The following is a 16,591-nucleotide window of genomic DNA, read 5'->3' on the forward strand; positions in this document are numbered from 1 at the left end:
TGTGACTGATTTTACAAAGCAAATTTTCTCTATCAGCAATGCGTACGAGTTTGAACAAGCCAGCCTTGCAATATTCAATAAACAAGCTGAAAACTGCCAGGTTTATAAGGAATATATATATCACCTCAGAATATCAACAAAGGATGTTAGAAGTCTAACCCAGATTCCTTATCTACCCATTAGCTTTTTTAAAACACACGAAGTACTAAGTTCTCCCAACACTCCTGAAATCATATTCAGTAGTTCCGGTACTACTGGAATGATTCAGAGCAAACATTTAGTCTCTGATGTTAGTATTTACGAGCAGAGCTTTAACATGGCTTTTGAACAATTTTATGGAGACATAGCAAATACCTGTTTACTTGCACTCCTGCCGTCTTACCTGGAAAGAGATGGCTCTTCCTTAATTTATATGGTAGACGCTTTACTAAATCAGAGTAAGCATGCGGATAGTGGATATTTTCTGCACAATCATGATGAACTATATCTTAAATTAAAAAAACTGCAATCGGCAAATCAAAAGACGATATTGATTGGAGTTACTTATGCATTGCTTGATTTTATAGAGAAATATAAAGTAGATTTCCCGGAGCTGATTGTTATGGAAACCGGAGGAATGAAAGGCAAAAGGAAAGAAATGGTACGTGAAGAGCTTCATCAATTACTACAGGAAGGATTTGGTGTTCAAACCATACATAGTGAATATGGAATGACGGAACTTTTATCACAAGCTTACTCTTATGGAAATGGAGTCTTCAATTGTCCACCATGGATGAAGATTTTTCTTCGTGATACCAATGATCCTTTAAGTTTATCAGCAAATAACAAGACCGGAGGTATCAACATCATTGACCTGGCCAATGTTAATTCATGTTCATTTATAGCAACTCAAGATCTTGGAAAGCTATTGCCTGACGGCTCCTTTGAAGTATTAGGCCGTTTTGATAATGCCGATATCAGAGGTTGCAACCTACTCGTTAATTAATACAATCTTTTATCGAACAGGAATGGTTTTGTTTCTACAATTTTAACCTTTGACAATAATGGATGATTCACATTTAAAATGTAATTGAATTCATCTTCTACAATAGCTGATGGGATTTTAAGCAGAAGAGATTGATTGTTTTTAACAAAAGTATCCCCTTTCTTTTTCAAAGAAGATGGTGATGGATAACTATTCCAATCCTTAGGTAAAAGATGCTCTTCTAATTCCTCTACACTATCTTCTGGCACCTCAAATACACTAATACAAAAACTCTCCGGATCCTGTACGTTAGTTAAATGAGCTAATACTTCCAATGCGGCCAATGCCCTGCTGCTAGCCAGATATAATACAGGCACACCTATACTATTCCAGCGTCCACCATATAACTTAGCACCGGTCCCTGTCAGATCTGTCGCCCTTTTGCAAAGCGAAATTCTATAAAGTAACACTAGCTAAAAACCCCGTATTCAATGCGACCAAGTGTTTGAAGGATTAGCTCAAAGCCAATTGAAGTATCAAGAAGACTTAAAGGAGCTTCTCCGTTAAGGGTGTAATTGGGCGTCTTCATCCAATCATTAAAGTTTTCCATGGTACCAAATACTTCTGTGCCACGCTCGTATAATCGGGCAAGTTCTATGGCTTTTTCTGCGTGTTCAGTTTTAATAAGTGCAGTTGGTTCATAACGTTGCAAGGTACGCTCTGAGATATGCATAATACTTGCAAGTTCCTGGAGAGTTAGTGAAATATGCTTGGCAAGATTGATCAATGATTTTTTTGAAACTCCGTTACGTGCAAGTTTTAACAAATCAAAATCTGTTGATATAGTAAAATTACTATCTAACAAACCTACTATTGAGGGCTGATTTAATACACCGTATGCAGCTATTGGTTCTGATACTTTGTTAGTTGCTGTTGCTTTCTTTTTCATACCCATCAGACATTATACACAAATTTATGTATTTTTGTCTGATTTAAAAATTATTAAGCAAAAAAAAACGCTTATCACAACTTGTATCCAACGAGTTATGATAAGCGCAGTAAATTATTTTTGTTTGATTTAGTTTTCAGCAATAAGCAGATAGTAATTCTTCTTACCTTTTTGAACAATAATAAACTTATCGTTCAATAGGTCATTTACTGTCAGTTTATCTGAAGGGTCTTTCAATTTCTCTTTATTTACAGATACACCACCTCCCTGTATCAGCTTCTTTCCTTCCCCTTTTGAAGCAAAGACGCTTGATTTTTCAGCAAGTAAAGTAGCTGCATCAATTCCTTCAGCCAATTCATTTTTTGAAATTGAAAATTGAGGAATACCTTCAAATATTTCTAAGACCTGCGCATCCGATAAGGTTTTAAAAAACTCCAGTGAACCATTTCCAAATAAGAACTCAGATGTTTTCACTGCTGTTTCAAGTGCTTCCTCGGAATGGGTCCTGATTGTAATGTCCTCTGCCAATGATTTCTGTAAAACACGCAAATGCGGAGCAGTATCATGCTCAGCTTCTAATGCTTCAATTTCTGCCTGTGTTTTCAAGGTAAATATCTTAATCCACTTTTTGGTATCTTCATCAGAAGCATTCAACCAAAACTGGTAGAATTTATATGGGGAAGTCTTTTTAGGATCTAACCATACAGCACCACTTTCCGTTTTACCGAACTTAGTACCATCTGCTTTTTTAATCAGCTGAGTAGTAATCGCAAATGCAGTTCCTGCATCTTTACGTCTAATTAACTCTGTTCCTGTAACAATATTACCCCACTGATCTGAACCTCCCATTTGAATAAGGCAATTCATGTTTTTCCATAAATAATAGAAATCGTATCCCTGAATCAACTGGTAGCAAAATTCAGTAAATGAAAGACCTGAATCACCTTCAAGACGTCTTTTCACACTATCCTTAGCCATCATATAGTTAACCGTAATATGCTTACCAACGTCCCTGATAAAGGTAAATAGGTTCATATTTTTAAACCAATCCGCGTTGTTTACCATAACAGCACCATTTCCTCCCTCAGAAAAGTTAAGAAATTTGGAAAGCTGCTGCTTCATTCCTGCAAGGTAAAGCTCAATGGTTTCCTCTGTCTGAAGATTTCTTTCATCAGATTTACCAGAAGGATCACCAACCATTCCTGTTGCCCCACCTACCAAAGCATAAGGTTTATGTCCGGCACGCTGAAAATGAATCAATGTCATAATCTGTGTAAGGTGTCCGATATGCAGTGAATCTGCAGTTGGATCAAAACCTATATAGCCAGACACCATACCTTCATTTAATTTTTCTTCAGTTCCGGGCATCATATCCTGCAACATGCCTCTCCAACGTAATTCTTCAACGAAATTGGTCATTATAATCTATTTTGTGCGCAAATATAGGAAAAGCTAAGTTATCCTTAAATTTCATAGTCCTATAAAACCCTCTTATTGAACAATAATCATTATTTTTAGCTCAATGAACTTCTTGTCCCATTTTTATTTTGAACGAAATAATCCAGATGAAAATATGGTAATGGGAGTAGTACTGCCTGATTTCATCAAAAATGCGCAAAAGGAAGATAATATATATCCTCTTAAAATCAGCCATCTTTTTCAATCAGATCCAACACAAGCTTCTATTTTAAAGGGTTGGGAAAAACACATAACTGTAGATAAGATTTTTCATTCTTCTGAATATTTTATATTGCATAGTAATCAACTTAAACAATTAATTCTGCCATCATGTGAAAATAGCCCGGTAAAACCTTTCTTTCTTGCTCATATCGGACTGGAGCTTGTTCTTGATCATTTGTTAATTTCCCAGGGGCAGGTAAATATCAATGCTTTCTATGAAAAGCTCGGTTCAGCAAATAAAGAGGCTTTGAAACATTTTCTACATATATCTTCTGTTAAAGATAGTACTGTGTTTTTCGAATTTCTAAATAGCTTTATTTCCAGCAGATATCTTTTCAGCTATCAAAAAATGGAAAATATTGCATATGCTCTTAACCGCATATGTATGCGCTTATGGGATAAACCATTTACAGAAGCACAGCTTAAACAACTAACATTAGAACTGGAAATATTTAAAAACGATATCCAAAAAGATTTCTTATCTATTTTTATTGACATAGAAAAAAACCTTAGCAATTCTCGCTAATTCGTATCTTCGCAATTATGTCATTATTCGAGGTTAAAGAGCAGATGGATGCATTGGTTAAGGAGCTTAACCAGCACAGTTACAACTACTATGTGTTGGCTATGCCGACTATTGCGGACTATACATTTGACAAGAAATTAGAGGAACTGCAGCAACTAGAACTAGCACATCCGGAATTTGCTGACCCAAACTCACCAACTCAAAAAGTTGGAGGAGAAATCACTAAATCCTTTACAACGGTAAAGCATAAATGGCCTATGTTGTCATTAGGCAACACATATAACGAACAGGATTTAAGAGATTTTGATGAACGTATAAAGAAATCTATTGGAGATGATTTTGAGTATGTATGCGAACTGAAGTTTGATGGACTCTCAATCAGCCTGACTTACGACGGCTCAAAACTGGTAAAGGCTGTAACACGTGGAGACGGGAGTAAAGGTGATGACGTCACTACAAATGTAAAAACAATCCATACTATTCCTCATCATTTAAAAGCTAATGATGTCCCTCCTATATTCGAAATCAGAGGTGAAATATTTATGCACCGTGCTGCGTTTAACAGACTAAACAAAGAGCGTGAAGAACTTGGCGAAGTACAATATGCTAACCCTAGAAACTTTGCTGCAGGAACAGTTAAAATGCAAGATTCAAAAGAGGTTGCAAAAAGACCATTAGATTGCTTTTTATATTCATTAAACACAGACAAAAACTATTTCAAAACACACTGGGAGAGCCTACAAACTTTAAAAACATGGGGATTTAATGTTTGTGAACATACCAGGTTAACAAGTGGCATTGAGGAAGTATTGCAGTTTATCCAGCACTGGGAAAATGAAAGGTTTAAATTATCATATGACATTGACGGCATTGTCATCAAGGTAAATAGTTATGCACAACAGCAGGAACTTGGCTTTACAGCTAAATCTCCAAGATGGGCAATTTCCTATAAATACAAAGCTCAGGAAGTAGAAACCATACTTGAACAGGTAACCTATCAGGTAGGGCGTACTGGAGCTGTTACACCAGTAGCGAACCTTAAGCCAGTTCAACTGGCTGGGACAACAGTAAAAAGAGCAACACTGCACAATGCAAATGAAATTGAAAGACTTGATCTGCATGAAGGCGATAGTGTATTTATAGAAAAAGGCGGAGAGATCATTCCCAAAATCATCAATGTTAATCTGGAAAAACGTAAGGCAGACGCAAAACCTGTTATTTACCCTTCTAACTGCCCGAAATGTAATACTCCTTTAATTAGAAAAGAAGGTGAAGTTGCCTTTTATTGCCCCAATGATGAGGCTTGTCCACCACAAATTGTAGGTAAAATCCAGCACTTCATTAGCAGAAAGGCAATGAACATTGACGGCCTGGGCGACGAAACCATTGAAGCTTTTTATCAGCGTAAACTGGTTGCACACATCAGCGACTTATACACACTTCATGAAAAAGCTGATGAGTTAAAGGCACTGGAAAGATTCGGAGAAAAATCTATCGAAAACATGCTAAAGGGAATTGAGTTATCTAAACAAATGCCTTTCGAAAAAGTATTGTTCGGCCTGGGCATCAGATATGTGGGGGAAACTGTCGCACGAAAACTGGCTTTTGGAACGAAAAATATAGACAAGCTGATGACTTCCAGCCAGGAGGAACTAACAGCAATTGATGAAATAGGTCAGCGAATAGCCGAAAGCATCATTGAATATTTCAGTAATCCAGAACACATACACCAGATAACACTCTTAAAATCATACGGTTTGCAATTTACAGCCGTAGAAAATGAAATTACCTTACAAAGTGAGAAGTTAACTGGAAAAACATTCGTAATTTCAGGCGTTTTTGAGAACTATAGTAGAGAAGAACTTAAAAACATAATTGAAAGTAATGGTGGTAAGATATTAAGCGGCATCTCTGCGAAACTTAATTATCTTGTTGCCGGAGATAATATGGGTCCATCAAAACTGGAAAAAGCGAAGAAACTAAACGTTCCGCTGATTTCAGAAGATGATTTATTAGAGCTATTGAAGTAAAGAATAAAAAATGAACAAATTTCACGGAACAGGTGTGGCATTGGTTACGCCTTTTAATGCAGATGGAACGGTAGACTATGATGGGTTAAGAAAACTCATCAACCATTTAATTGACGGAAAGGTTGAATACCTGGTATCATTAGGTACTACTGGTGAAGCCTCAACACTAAATAAAGCAGATAAAAAGAAGATATGGGAATTTACAGCAGAAGTTAATAACGGTAGATTGCCACTTGTTGCAGGTATTGGTGGTAATGACACAGCTGAAATTACAGACAGTATCAGGACTTTTGAGGTAAATGGTTATGACGCCATATTATCTGCCAGTCCTTATTATAATAAGCCTACTCAGGAAGGCATATATCAACATTATAAAGCCATTAGTGAAAGTAGTTCATTACCTATATTACTTTATAATGTTCCTGGACGTACAGCAAGTAATGTAAGTCCGGAGACCACCTGTAGATTAGCAAGCGATTTTAAAAATATTATCGGTACCAAAGAAGCATCTGGCAACTTCGACCAGTTTAATCAGATCATGCGCGATAAGCCAGCAGATTTCCTATTGATTTCTGGTGATGATCCAGTTGCTATGCCAATGATTTCAATAGGTGCTGCAGGGGTTATTTCTGTAATTGGCAACGCTTTGCCTCAACAATTATCAGATATGATCAGACTATGTCTTAAAGGCGATTACAGTACCGCTTTACCACTGCATTTAAATTTAATAGAATTCACTAGAATGATGTTTGCTGAAGGAAATCCAGCAGGTGTAAAAGCCGCATTAAAGCATTTAGGTATTTGTGATGATCATGTACGCTTACCACTTGTAAAAGTTACTGATTCTTTAAGAACAGCAATTATAGCAGAGACGAACAGAATCACTAAATAAAAACATAATTTAACACATAAAAAAAGTGTCCTGAAATATTTCAGGACACTTTTTTTATCAAAACAATTAAAACTGGTTAGGCCTTATTTTTCGTGTCTTGAATCTCCAGTCTGATAGACTGCGCTAAATTTTTAAGGTCTTGCATACCTTTACGTACGCGAGTACCTGCTGCGCTGTTAGCTTTGTTGTAGAATTTGTCAGCATCAGCTTCTAAAGCTGCAACAAGTTCCTTTACTTCGTTAAATTTTTTCATCGTTAATTTTACTACTTTAATTGGTTTAAGGTTTTGATTAATACTCTATTACTAAAGTAAGATGTTTATTTCAATAAATGAATAGTTGCAATAACAAATAAATAGGCAAAAACCCTCTTTTTTTCCACATTTCAGAGGGTTATAAACAATTTTTATTGCATTTAACAATTCATCTTATTGATTTTTAAGCATTTACAAAATAGAAAAAAATAAAAACGCCCCTCATATAGCTATGAAGGGCGTTTTTATTTTACTTATAAAACTATGCTATAGAGAACTGATGTTCTTTATAGTATCCACTTTTCAATTTATCTGACACTTCGCTAAAAGCATCCAGGGTACGCTGTACGTCTTCCAGAGTATGAACTGCAGTCGGAATCAATCTAAGTTCAATTAACCCCTTAGGGATAACAGGATAAACTACAATCGAACAGAATATACCATAGTTCTCACGAAGATCCATAGTTAATGCAGTAGCCTCTAATAGTTCACCTTTAAGGAAAACAGGCGTAACCATAGTATCAGTAACACCAAGGTCAAATCCACGTTCTCTTAAGCCCTTTTGAAGTGTAGTAGCTATATTCCATAGCTTATCTCTTAACTCACTATTATTTTTCAATAACTCAAGACGTTTTAACAAACCTATTACCATTGGCATTGGCAATGCTTTGGCAAAAGTTTGTGAACGCATGTTATATCTGAAAAAGTTAGTCATTTCTTCTGTTGAAGCAACGAATGCACCAATACCAGCCATCGACTTAGCAAAAGTTCCAAAATAAACGTCTACCCCATCAATACAATCCTGAGCTTCATGTGTACCAGCACCAGTTGGCCCCATAGTACCAAAGCCATGTGCATCATCAATTAATAAACGGAAATTAAAATCCTTTTTTAAATCAACTAGGTCTTTTAGTTTTCCTTGTGCTCCTGACATTCCAAAAACACCTTCTGTTATCACTAAGATACCACCACCACTCTGCTCTACTAATTTAGTAGCTCTTTCAAGCTGCTTACGTGCACTTTCAATATCATTGTGTTTATAAACAAAACGCTTACCCATGTGCAAACGTAAACCATCTATAATACAAGCGTGAGACTCTGCATCATAAACGATTACATCATTTCTATCTACTAGACTATCAATAATAGAAACCATACCCTGGTAACCATAATTCAAAAGGAATGCATCAGGCTTACCAACAAATGCAGCAAGTTCCTGCTCTAATTGCTCGTGGTATTTTGAGTTACCAGACATCATCCGGGCACCCATTGGGTAAGCCATACCAAAGTCTTCCGCACCTTTTCTATCTGCTTCTCTTACTTCAGGGTGATTTGCTAAACCCAAATAATTATTTAAACTCCAAACCAAATGCTCTTTACCACGAAAATTCATGTGTGGAGCTATATCGCCTTCTAATTTAGGAAATGAGAAATATCCATGTGACCATTTGTGATGTTGTCCAATCGGCCCCATGTGTTTCGCTATCTTTTCAAAAATATCCAATGTTATATGTTTTTATGTTATTATTTTTTTTGCAAAGTTATGTTTAATATGCCTTATATCAAATAATTAGCCAGCTATTACACAATGCTTACATACTTGCTTTCTAAAGCCAAAAAGCCCTAACAATAATTTGTCAAGGCTTTTTGTTATCTGTTACGATGATGAGTTAATCAACATTATCGTGCAGAAAAGAGTTATTTGGTCTGATCTCAGTAGATCCGTCTTCGTCATTACTTAAGGTAAATCTTGAAACTTGTGATTCTGAAGAATGCTGAACTTGCTGTAATTGCATTTGCTTACGTTTATAAGCTGGTTCATTTTCAAGTTCCTGTAAACCATTGCTGGTACGTAATTTCATACTCAGGTCTTTCAATCTAAGGATTCTTTCTTTAGATTTCTTTAACTGATCTTCAATCGACTCATCACTTTTATCATCATCAGCTCCTGGTTCTATTACTTCTTCCCTTTGAGGAACAGTATCATTATTGAAAACCACTGCAGGTGTTTCGAATACAAAATCCGTTTCAGCTACCTTAATTTCGAATTCAAATCCAGAGTCCTGAGGAGTTTCATCAAAAGATTCTTCTTCTACTAAGGTATGTCTGATTGTAGCATTGGCTGGTTCTTCGGCTGTACGGTTTTTATTTCCGTTAAACAAATCACCAAAAAGATCTGATTGCTTAGTTTCTTCTTTAGCCTTCATTACCGGCTCATTCGAATAAACTGGTGCTTTAGGTTCTATAAATGAATTTACAGGCTCAACAGCTCTTACCAATGGAGCTTCCTCAGGCGTAAGCAAAGAGATTTTCTTTACATTCTTTTTCTCTTCATCACGCTGCTCTGTAGTCTGGAAGCCCGTAGCAATAATCGTTACCGATAATTTATCTTCCAGGTTTTCATCAATACAGTTACCCCAGATCAGATCAGCAGAAAGACCTGCTTTTTCCTGGATATAATCTGTAATAATGGTCACCTCGTCCATGGTTACTTCACGTAAGCCAGAACTAATATTTAAAAGGATATACCTGGCACCTTCAATTTCATTATCTTTTAACAATGGAGAAGCTAGTGCACCTTCTACTGCATTTAAAGCTCTGTTCTCACCATCACAAGCAAAACTACCCATGATAGATACACCGCTGTCTTTCATAACAGTACGCACATCTTTAAAATCCACGTTGATGTACCCCGGTACAGTAATGATCTCTGCAATACCTTTTGCAGCCGTTGTTAAAATATCGTCAGCTTGTGAGAATGCAGATCCCAAAGTAAGGTTGCCGAAAATTTCACGCAGCCTGTCGTTGGAGATAACCAAATAAGAATCTACATACTTTTTCAGTTCATCCAGTCCGTCATTTGCCTGCATCTTACGTCTTTTACCTTCAAAGGCAAACGGCGTAGTTACTATGGCAACAGTTAAAATATCAAGTTCTTTTGCTGCTTTGGCAATAATAGGACTGGCACCTGTTCCTGTTCCACCCCCCATACCTGCAGTAATGAACAACATTTTTGTTGTACTACCAAGCATTTGTTTGATATCGTCTATATTCTCAATAGCCGAGTTCTTTCCAACTTCAGGAATTGATCCAGCACCCATTCCTTCAGTAAGACTGGCACCTAATTGTACCTTGTTGGGAATAGGACTAAACTCCAAAGCCTGGGCATCCGTATTACAAATAATAAAGTCTACACCAGTAATTCCTTGACGGTACATATGGTTTACCGCGTTACCACCACCGCCACCAACACCAATTACCTTGATGATTGATGACTTATCTTTTAACATTTCGAACTGCATATCTTTATGAATCAGTTATTTAAAAATTCGTTTTGGCTGTTCATCTCTCTATGTAATATTAACACTTTTTCAACACACGTTTTCCACAAATGTTAGCAATGTGGAAAACTTACATATTGTGGATAAATATTACGGTTTTATATAATCTTCATCACTTACATTCATATCATCTTTGATGAAATCCTTGGTCTTTGCAAGGAGTTTATCAAACAATCCACCTCCTGTACGCTTTGCTTTTTCTTTGCTTTCTTTCGGCTTATCAACAAAAACACCCGGCTGCTTCATCTCCTCCAATAACTCTTCAGCTTTTTGTATACCTTTAATTAGCAAACCAACACTCGTTGCATACATTGGACTCTTCAAATCGTCGTAAACCGTTTTTGCCATGTCTTCATATTTAGACAAGTGCTCATTAGGATAACCTACGCGGCAATCCAAACCAGTTACATATTCTACCAATTGCGACAAGTGTTTCAACAAAGCTCCACCACCAGTAATAACAACTCCACCGATCAGTTTTTTCTCGTATCCTGATGATTTAATTTCGTAATACACATGCTCAATGATTTCTTCCATACGGGCCTGGATTACAAAAGCAAGGTTTTTAACAGAAATCTCTTTAGGTTCTCTGCCTCTTAAGCCAGGAACACAAATGATTTCATTTTCTTTATTTTCTCCTGCCAGAGCCGAGCCAAAACGGGTCTTTAATAGCTCAGCCTGGTTTCTCATTACAGAGCAGCCTTCACGGATATCTTCTGTAACGCTGTTACCTCCAAAAGGAATTACCGCAGTATGGCGGATGATACCTTCATGGAAAATAGCAATATCTGTAGTACCACCACCGATATCAACAAGCGCAATACCTGCTTCTTTTTCTTCGTCGCTCAACACCGATTCGGAAGAAGCCAATGGCTCTAGTATCAATTCCTGAGTTTGCAACCCTGCATTGGTTACACATCTCATGATATTTTTTACCGCTGTAACCTGACCTGAAATGATATGGAAGTTAGCCTCCAGACGCACTCCAGCCATACCAATAGGATCTTTCACACCTGGTTCATTATCGATTGTAAACTCCTGCGGCAAAACATGAATAATTTCCTCACCTGGAGGCATAACCAATTTAAACATATCGTCAATCAACTTATCAATATCTTTTTTACTGATTTCGCTGTTTAACTCACGTCTGGTTAAAATACCTCTATGTTGCAAACTCTTGATATGCTGCCCGGCAATACCTACGTTCACAACTCGAATTTCAACATTTGACTGCCCGCTTGCCACTTCAACGGCCTGTGAAATTCCCTGAACTGTTTTTTGAATATTAGAAACCACTCCACGGGTCACCCCTGCAGACTCTGCTTTTCCTATTCCTAATACTTCTATTTTTCCATGCTGTGTTCTGCGACCAACGATCACACAGATCTTAGTAGTTCCGATGTCTAATCCGACTACTATTGGAGATTGAACGGTAGATTTTTCTTTGCCCATAACTATATCGATTTGCTGAGTTTATTAATTGTATTCTTTGTATCAGTTTTTGCAGCTCCCCCAATCACCTCACCGGTCAGGGAATCTAGCTTGTTTTTTTCACAAACAATCTGGTTTGTGTATTTTATATTGATGGTTTTATAAGTGTTCCACCCCACTTTCGGCATTGCTTTTTTATAAAAAACCCGAAGGTTTCTCATCTTTGTTTCCAGTGAATCCGCACTACCTAAAATTATACGCTGATTTCCCAATCTGGGTACCATCTCAATATCTTTGGCACTATTCACATAAAGCTGCTCTATCTGCGCATCCCATAACGTATCTTTCTTTACATAAAGCGCAACCTTATAAAGGTCCACAGCTAATTTAGTAATCAATGTATCTACCTTTCCACTAAAATGCTCCATGATATCACCATTTGCAGCCAGCACATTAGCTGTAAAATTTGGTGACACTGGCATCTTTAACCCATCACTATCTATGTAATAATCCTGCCCTGCAGCATTGATTAATCTTAACACCGGTTGTCTTTGTTTTACCTCAATTTGTATAACTCCATTCATATCTGCATATACTGTAGCATAAGCTATATATGGATTTGCGATAATGCTTTTTTCTATATGCTGTAAATTAAGCCCTGCTAGATTCTGTCCAACCAGAGTACCCTGACTCTGTTTTAAAATCGCGTCAATTTCTTCCCGCTCTATAAAATTATCTGCACCCGGTATTAATATTTTAACCTTTGTACAAACCACAGTTTTTTTCTTCTCACTAACGAAACTCATCAGCACAACCAGGCCTGCCAGGGTAATTACCCATGCAAAACATTTAAAAACAGGTCTCCAGTTAATCCTTTTAAGCATAAGTCAAAATGGCTTTAAGTGGTTGTATCAATGTATCAATATCTCCCGCTCCTACTGTTAAAAGTAACTCCGGTTTCTTACTTCCTATCTGTTCTACAACAGATTCTTTTCCACATATCTCCTTGGTTTTCAAAGTGATCTTATCCAACAGAAACCGTGAATTTATACCTTCCAATGGCAATTCTCTTGCTGGATAAATCTCCAGCAATATTAAATCGTCTACAGTGCTTAAAACTTTTGCAAAATCATCAGCAAAATCACGTGTACGCGTAAACAAATGCGGCTGAAAAATTACAGTCAGCTTTTTTTCAGGGTACAATTGGCGAACAGCATCAAAACAAGCACGGAGTTCTTCTGGATGATGCGCATAATCATCTATATATATATGTTCAGGAGATTTTACTATGTACTCAAACCTTCTTTTCACCCCTTTAAATGCGGCTATAGCTTTCTTGATCGATTTAGGATGAATTCCAAGGCTTAAAGCTACACCAATGGCAGCTACAGCATTTTCTACATTATGCTTACCAGGCAAAGCCAGGCTTAAATCTTTAATCTTAACATAACCATCCTCAAAGTCAAAAACAAAATTTCCGTCCACAACACGGATATTTTTAGCTTTCAATAATGAATCTCCATTTGCACTATAAGTAATACCATGCAAAGGCAAACCACCTTTTACAAATAACTTTCCGTCATCTTTTAGCTGTGCTGCAAACAATTCAAACGACTCAGTCAGATGAGCTGCATCTCCATATATATCCAGGTGATCAGCATCCATAGAAGTAATCACCGATATGTCTGGATGAAGTGTTAAAAAGGAGCGATCATACTCATCCGCCTCCACTACCACTACATCATTATCTCCAATCAAAAAATTACTGTTATAATTGCTACTAATGCCACCCAAAAAGGCTGTACAACCATAACCACTATGCGTTAACAAGTGCGCAATGATACATGAAGTAGTTGTCTTACCATGTGTTCCTGCAACAGCAATACAAAACTGTCCCTTACTGATGATTCCTAAAACTTCAGAGCGTTTCTTTAACTTAAATCCTCTGTCTTTAAAATAATTCAGGATCACAGCATCCTTAGGAATAGCAGGCGTGTAAACAATAAGTGTTTCCGCACTATCTTCAACAAAGCCTTCAGAAATAGACGCAACATTATCCACATAAACTATTGCAATCCCTTCTTGCTCTAAAGCCTTGGTCAGGTTAGTTTGTGTTTTATCATAACCACACACCTGACATCCACGCTTAGCAAAGTAGCGAGCAATCGCACTCATGCCAATCCCACCAATACCAACAAAATAAACACGTTTTATATGATTCAATTCCATCAGTCAAGCCCTCCTTTCCTTGCAAGTAACATCACCTGGCCAGCAATCAAATCATCCGCATCTGGCAAAGCCATCTTACCTATGTTATCAGCGTACATTTTACTTTTATCTTTATCATTCAAAAGGCTCAAAGCTTCTTTAACTAAAGTATCTTCAGCTGAACTGTCTGTAATCATCAATGCAGCATTATTCTGAACTAACGCTAAAGCATTTTTAGTCTGATGATCTTCAGCTACATTTGGTGAAGGCACTAGGATTACCGGCTTTTTAATCAGACATAATTCAGCAATGGTACCAGCACCTGCTCTTGAAATAATCAGATCAGCTGCTGCGTAAGCCAGATCCATTTTATTTAAAAATTCCAGTATCCTTACATTAGGGTTAAAATCAAGGCCCAAACGTTCTACTATCCCTTTATAATAAAACTTACCAGTTTGCCAGATCAATTGCACATCTGCATCAATAAAATCAAGAATATGTTTTTCAATACTCTTGTTTAAAGTTCCAGCGCCTAAACTGCCACCAGTTACCAATATTGTTTTCTTAAGTGGATCAAGCTTCAACAATTCAGCTCCTGCATGATGTTTATTTAACACATCGACCACATCCTTACGTACCGGATTCCCAGTTTTCAATATGCGATCTGCTGGAAAAAATTGTTCCATACCATCAAAAGCAACACAAACTTTAGAAGCATTTTTCCCAAGCCACTTATTGGTAATTCCTGCATAGGAATTTTGTTCTTGTATCAGGTAAGGTATATTTTTAGATGATGCAGCATAAAGAATAGGTCCAGATGCATATCCACCCACTCCAACTACAACATCAGGTTTAAAATCAGCAATTAACCGCAAGGCTTTACGCACACTTCCAAGTAGTTTAAATGGCAGACTTAAATTCTTGACAATGGAACCTCGTTGTATACCGCTGATATTTAAACCGACTATCTTATATCCTGCCGCTGGAACTTTCTCCATCTCCATACGACCGGTAGCACCAACAAATAAAATCTCACAGCCAGGCTCCATGCGTCTCAACGCATTTGCAATGGATATGGCCGGAAAAATGTGTCCGCCAGTACCGCCTCCTGAAATAATTATCCTTGTTGCTCTCATTATTTTATCTTTAATCCATAACCGGAATCTCTCCAACTACAACCTTTTTACCCTTTACGTGTTCTTCAACATCTTTACTTACACTCAGAATGATGCCAAAGGCTATACTAGTGAACAAAATTGAAGTTCCTCCCATACTTACCAATGGCAATGGCACCCCAGTAACTGGTCCTAATCCTACTGCAACAGCCATATTTGCAAAAGCCTGAATAGTTAAACTAAAACTAAGTCCTGCGGCCAGCAATGCTCCAAAGGCCTTTGGACTTCGTGTTACAATCCGTACACATCGGTAAAGCAGAACCAGATACAAAACAACCATCGTTATAGCTCCAAACAGACCATATTCTTCAACAATAATTGCGAAGATAAAATCCGAATAAGGGTGTGGCAGAAAATACTTCTGTGTACTATTTCCAGGGCCCTTACCAAAAAAACCTCCAGTTGCCAGAGCAATCTTAGATTGATCGGCCTGATAAGATTTATCTGAATTAACAGACTCCGGATTCAAATATGTTTTAATCCTTGAACGGTAGGTTTCACCCCTTGGTCCGACCATCATAACCGTCCCCAGCAAAACACCACCAGCTAAACTAACAATGGCAATCTGCTTGATACTGATACGCCCTATAATCAACAATAAGATGCTCACTCCAAATAACATTAATGCGGTCGACATATTCGCAATTGCAATTAATAAAGTCACAGCACATACCGAGCTGATAATCGGAATGAAGGCATTTTTTACATCCTTAATATTCTCCTGTTTCTTGGTCAACATACGAGCTAAAAACGTAATCAAAGCCAGTTTAGCCAAATCGGATGTCTGAAAAGTAAGTCCAATTACCGGAATCTTTACCCAGCGCGAAGCGTCGTTAATATGTGAACCAAAAATCAATGTATAAAACAACAATGGAATCGTTATAATCATTAATATCTTGGAAATACCTGCATAGTACTTATAATCCAATAAATGTGCTATATAGATCATGCCGATACCAAGAACAACGAAAATCACGTGTTTAAACAATAAATACTTCTCAACAGCTATCCCCTTATTATAGGCAATAGTTCCCGTAGCACTATAAACGGTCATTATAGAGATCAGCGACAAAAGAATAATGATCAGCCAGATCCAGCGATCACCTTTTGTTTTATCAAGAAGATTATTTATCGCAACCATA

The 16,591-nt window shown here is 37.3% G+C and carries 15 protein-coding genes; 4 read left to right on the forward strand and 11 right to left on the reverse strand.

What is annotated here, in order from left to right:
• Position 1: 1 nt before the first annotated feature.
• Entirely contained in the window at positions 2-985 is a 984-nt protein-coding gene (locus tag ABDJ41_RS08705) for a LuxE/PaaK family acyltransferase (protein ID WP_349785545.1), read from the forward strand.
• Here ABDJ41_RS08705 and ABDJ41_RS08710 read toward each other — a convergent pair.
• From ABDJ41_RS08710 to tyrS, 3 genes are all read right to left on the reverse strand, one after another.
• Positions 982-1,434: an RES family NAD+ phosphorylase gene (locus ABDJ41_RS08710; RefSeq protein WP_349785546.1), complete on the reverse strand. Its 453-nt coding sequence runs from the start codon at positions 1,432-1,434 to the stop codon at positions 982-984. The genes ABDJ41_RS08705 and ABDJ41_RS08710 overlap by 4 nt on opposite strands.
• The gene (locus ABDJ41_RS08715) at positions 1,434-1,913 is read right to left on the reverse strand and encodes an Xre family toxin-antitoxin system antitoxin (protein ID WP_349785547.1); all 480 of its coding nucleotides are present in this window, start codon (positions 1,911-1,913) and stop codon (positions 1,434-1,436) included. The genes ABDJ41_RS08710 and ABDJ41_RS08715 overlap by 1 nt, the downstream gene beginning before the upstream one ends.
• Positions 1,914-2,042: 129 nt before the next feature.
• Entirely contained in the window at positions 2,043-3,332 is a 1,290-nt protein-coding gene (tyrS, locus tag ABDJ41_RS08720; RefSeq protein WP_349785548.1) for a tyrosine--tRNA ligase, read from the reverse strand.
• A gap of 103 nt (positions 3,333-3,435) precedes the next feature.
• Between tyrS and ABDJ41_RS08725 the strand changes: the two genes are divergently transcribed.
• The 3 genes from ABDJ41_RS08725 to dapA are packed head-to-tail and all read left to right on the forward strand — an operon-like array spanning position 3,436 to position 7,041.
• Entirely contained in the window at positions 3,436-4,119 is a 684-nt protein-coding gene (locus ABDJ41_RS08725; RefSeq protein ID WP_349785550.1) for an ACP phosphodiesterase, read from the forward strand.
• 17 nt (positions 4,120-4,136) lie between these two features.
• Positions 4,137-6,149: an NAD-dependent DNA ligase LigA gene (gene ligA / locus ABDJ41_RS08730; RefSeq protein ID WP_349785551.1), complete on the forward strand. Its 2,013-nt coding sequence runs from the start codon at positions 4,137-4,139 to the stop codon at positions 6,147-6,149.
• 10 nt (positions 6,150-6,159) lie between these two features.
• Complete coding sequence (gene dapA, locus ABDJ41_RS08735) at positions 6,160-7,041, forward strand: 4-hydroxy-tetrahydrodipicolinate synthase (protein WP_349785552.1); 882 nt, start codon at positions 6,160-6,162, stop codon at positions 7,039-7,041.
• A 76-nt stretch (positions 7,042-7,117) separates the two neighbouring features.
• On the opposite strand, the gene ABDJ41_RS08740 is transcribed toward dapA, so the two are convergent.
• The 8 genes from ABDJ41_RS08740 to ABDJ41_RS08775 all read right to left on the reverse strand — a co-directional run bounded on the left by ABDJ41_RS08740 (position 7,118) and on the right by ABDJ41_RS08775 (position 16,590).
• On the reverse strand, positions 7,118-7,294 hold the full coding sequence (locus tag ABDJ41_RS08740; RefSeq protein ID WP_349785553.1) for a BF3379 family histone-like protein: 177 nt from the start codon (positions 7,292-7,294) through the stop codon (positions 7,118-7,120).
• A 262-nt stretch (positions 7,295-7,556) separates the two neighbouring features.
• A complete protein-coding gene (locus ABDJ41_RS08745) occupies positions 7,557-8,798 on the reverse strand; it encodes an aminotransferase class I/II-fold pyridoxal phosphate-dependent enzyme (RefSeq protein WP_349785554.1) in 1,242 nt (413 codons plus the stop codon).
• A 166-nt stretch (positions 8,799-8,964) separates the two neighbouring features.
• Positions 8,965-10,596, reverse strand: coding sequence for a cell division protein FtsZ (gene ftsZ, locus ABDJ41_RS08750; protein WP_349785555.1), 1,632 nt, complete (start codon positions 10,594-10,596; stop codon positions 8,965-8,967).
• Between the two features lie 129 nt (positions 10,597-10,725).
• Positions 10,726-12,087, reverse strand: a complete 1,362-nt coding sequence (gene ftsA / locus ABDJ41_RS08755; RefSeq protein ID WP_349785556.1) for a cell division protein FtsA — start codon at positions 12,085-12,087, stop codon at positions 10,726-10,728.
• Between the two features lie 2 nt (positions 12,088-12,089).
• Positions 12,090-12,950 carry a cell division protein FtsQ/DivIB gene (locus ABDJ41_RS08760; RefSeq protein WP_349785557.1) on the reverse strand — a complete coding sequence of 287 codons (861 nt, stop codon included), beginning with the start codon at positions 12,948-12,950 and terminating at the stop codon, positions 12,090-12,092.
• Entirely contained in the window at positions 12,943-14,295 is a 1,353-nt protein-coding gene (murC, locus tag ABDJ41_RS08765) for a UDP-N-acetylmuramate--L-alanine ligase (protein ID WP_349785558.1), read from the reverse strand. The genes ABDJ41_RS08760 and murC overlap by 8 nt, the downstream gene beginning before the upstream one ends.
• Positions 14,295-15,410, reverse strand: a complete 1,116-nt coding sequence (murG, locus tag ABDJ41_RS08770; RefSeq protein ID WP_349785559.1) for an undecaprenyldiphospho-muramoylpentapeptide beta-N-acetylglucosaminyltransferase — start codon at positions 15,408-15,410, stop codon at positions 14,295-14,297. Before murG ends, murC begins: the two co-directional genes overlap by 1 nt.
• Positions 15,411-15,420: 10 nt before the next feature.
• Positions 15,421-16,590, reverse strand: a complete 1,170-nt coding sequence (locus tag ABDJ41_RS08775; RefSeq protein ID WP_349785560.1) for an FtsW/RodA/SpoVE family cell cycle protein — start codon at positions 16,588-16,590, stop codon at positions 15,421-15,423.
• Position 16,591: the final 1 nt, after the last annotated feature.

Source organism: Pedobacter sp. ASV1-7, assembly GCF_040203335.1.
Lineage (GTDB): Bacteria > Bacteroidota > Bacteroidia > Sphingobacteriales > Sphingobacteriaceae > Pedobacter.

What these genes read in the sequence shown, in the direction of transcription:
- ABDJ41_RS08715 (WP_349785547.1), bottom strand. Translation starts at nt 1,913, where the DNA reads ATGAAAAAGAAAGCAACAGCAACTAACAAAGTATCAGAACCAATAGCT.
- tyrS (WP_349785548.1), bottom strand. Translation starts at nt 3,332, where the DNA reads ATGACCAATTTCGTTGAAGAATTACGTTGGAGAGGCATGTTGCAGGAT.
- ABDJ41_RS08725 (WP_349785550.1), top strand. Translation starts at nt 3,436, where the DNA reads ATGAACTTCTTGTCCCATTTTTATTTTGAACGAAATAATCCAGATGAA.
- ligA (WP_349785551.1), top strand. Translation starts at nt 4,137, where the DNA reads ATGTCATTATTCGAGGTTAAAGAGCAGATGGATGCATTGGTTAAGGAG.
- dapA (WP_349785552.1), top strand. Translation starts at nt 6,160, where the DNA reads ATGAACAAATTTCACGGAACAGGTGTGGCATTGGTTACGCCTTTTAAT.
- ABDJ41_RS08740 (WP_349785553.1), bottom strand. Translation starts at nt 7,294, where the DNA reads ATGAAAAAATTTAACGAAGTAAAGGAACTTGTTGCAGCTTTAGAAGCT.
- ftsZ (WP_349785555.1), bottom strand. Translation starts at nt 10,596, where the DNA reads ATGCAGTTCGAAATGTTAAAAGATAAGTCATCAATCATCAAGGTAATT.
- ftsA (WP_349785556.1), bottom strand. Translation starts at nt 12,087, where the DNA reads ATGGGCAAAGAAAAATCTACCGTTCAATCTCCAATAGTAGTCGGATTA.
- ABDJ41_RS08760 (WP_349785557.1), bottom strand. Translation starts at nt 12,950, where the DNA reads ATGCTTAAAAGGATTAACTGGAGACCTGTTTTTAAATGTTTTGCATGG.
- murC (WP_349785558.1), bottom strand. Translation starts at nt 14,295, where the DNA reads ATGGAATTGAATCATATAAAACGTGTTTATTTTGTTGGTATTGGTGGG.
- murG (WP_349785559.1), bottom strand. Translation starts at nt 15,410, where the DNA reads ATGAGAGCAACAAGGATAATTATTTCAGGAGGCGGTACTGGCGGACAC.
- ABDJ41_RS08775 (WP_349785560.1), bottom strand. Translation starts at nt 16,590, where the DNA reads ATGGTTGCGATAAATAATCTTCTTGATAAAACAAAAGGTGATCGCTGG.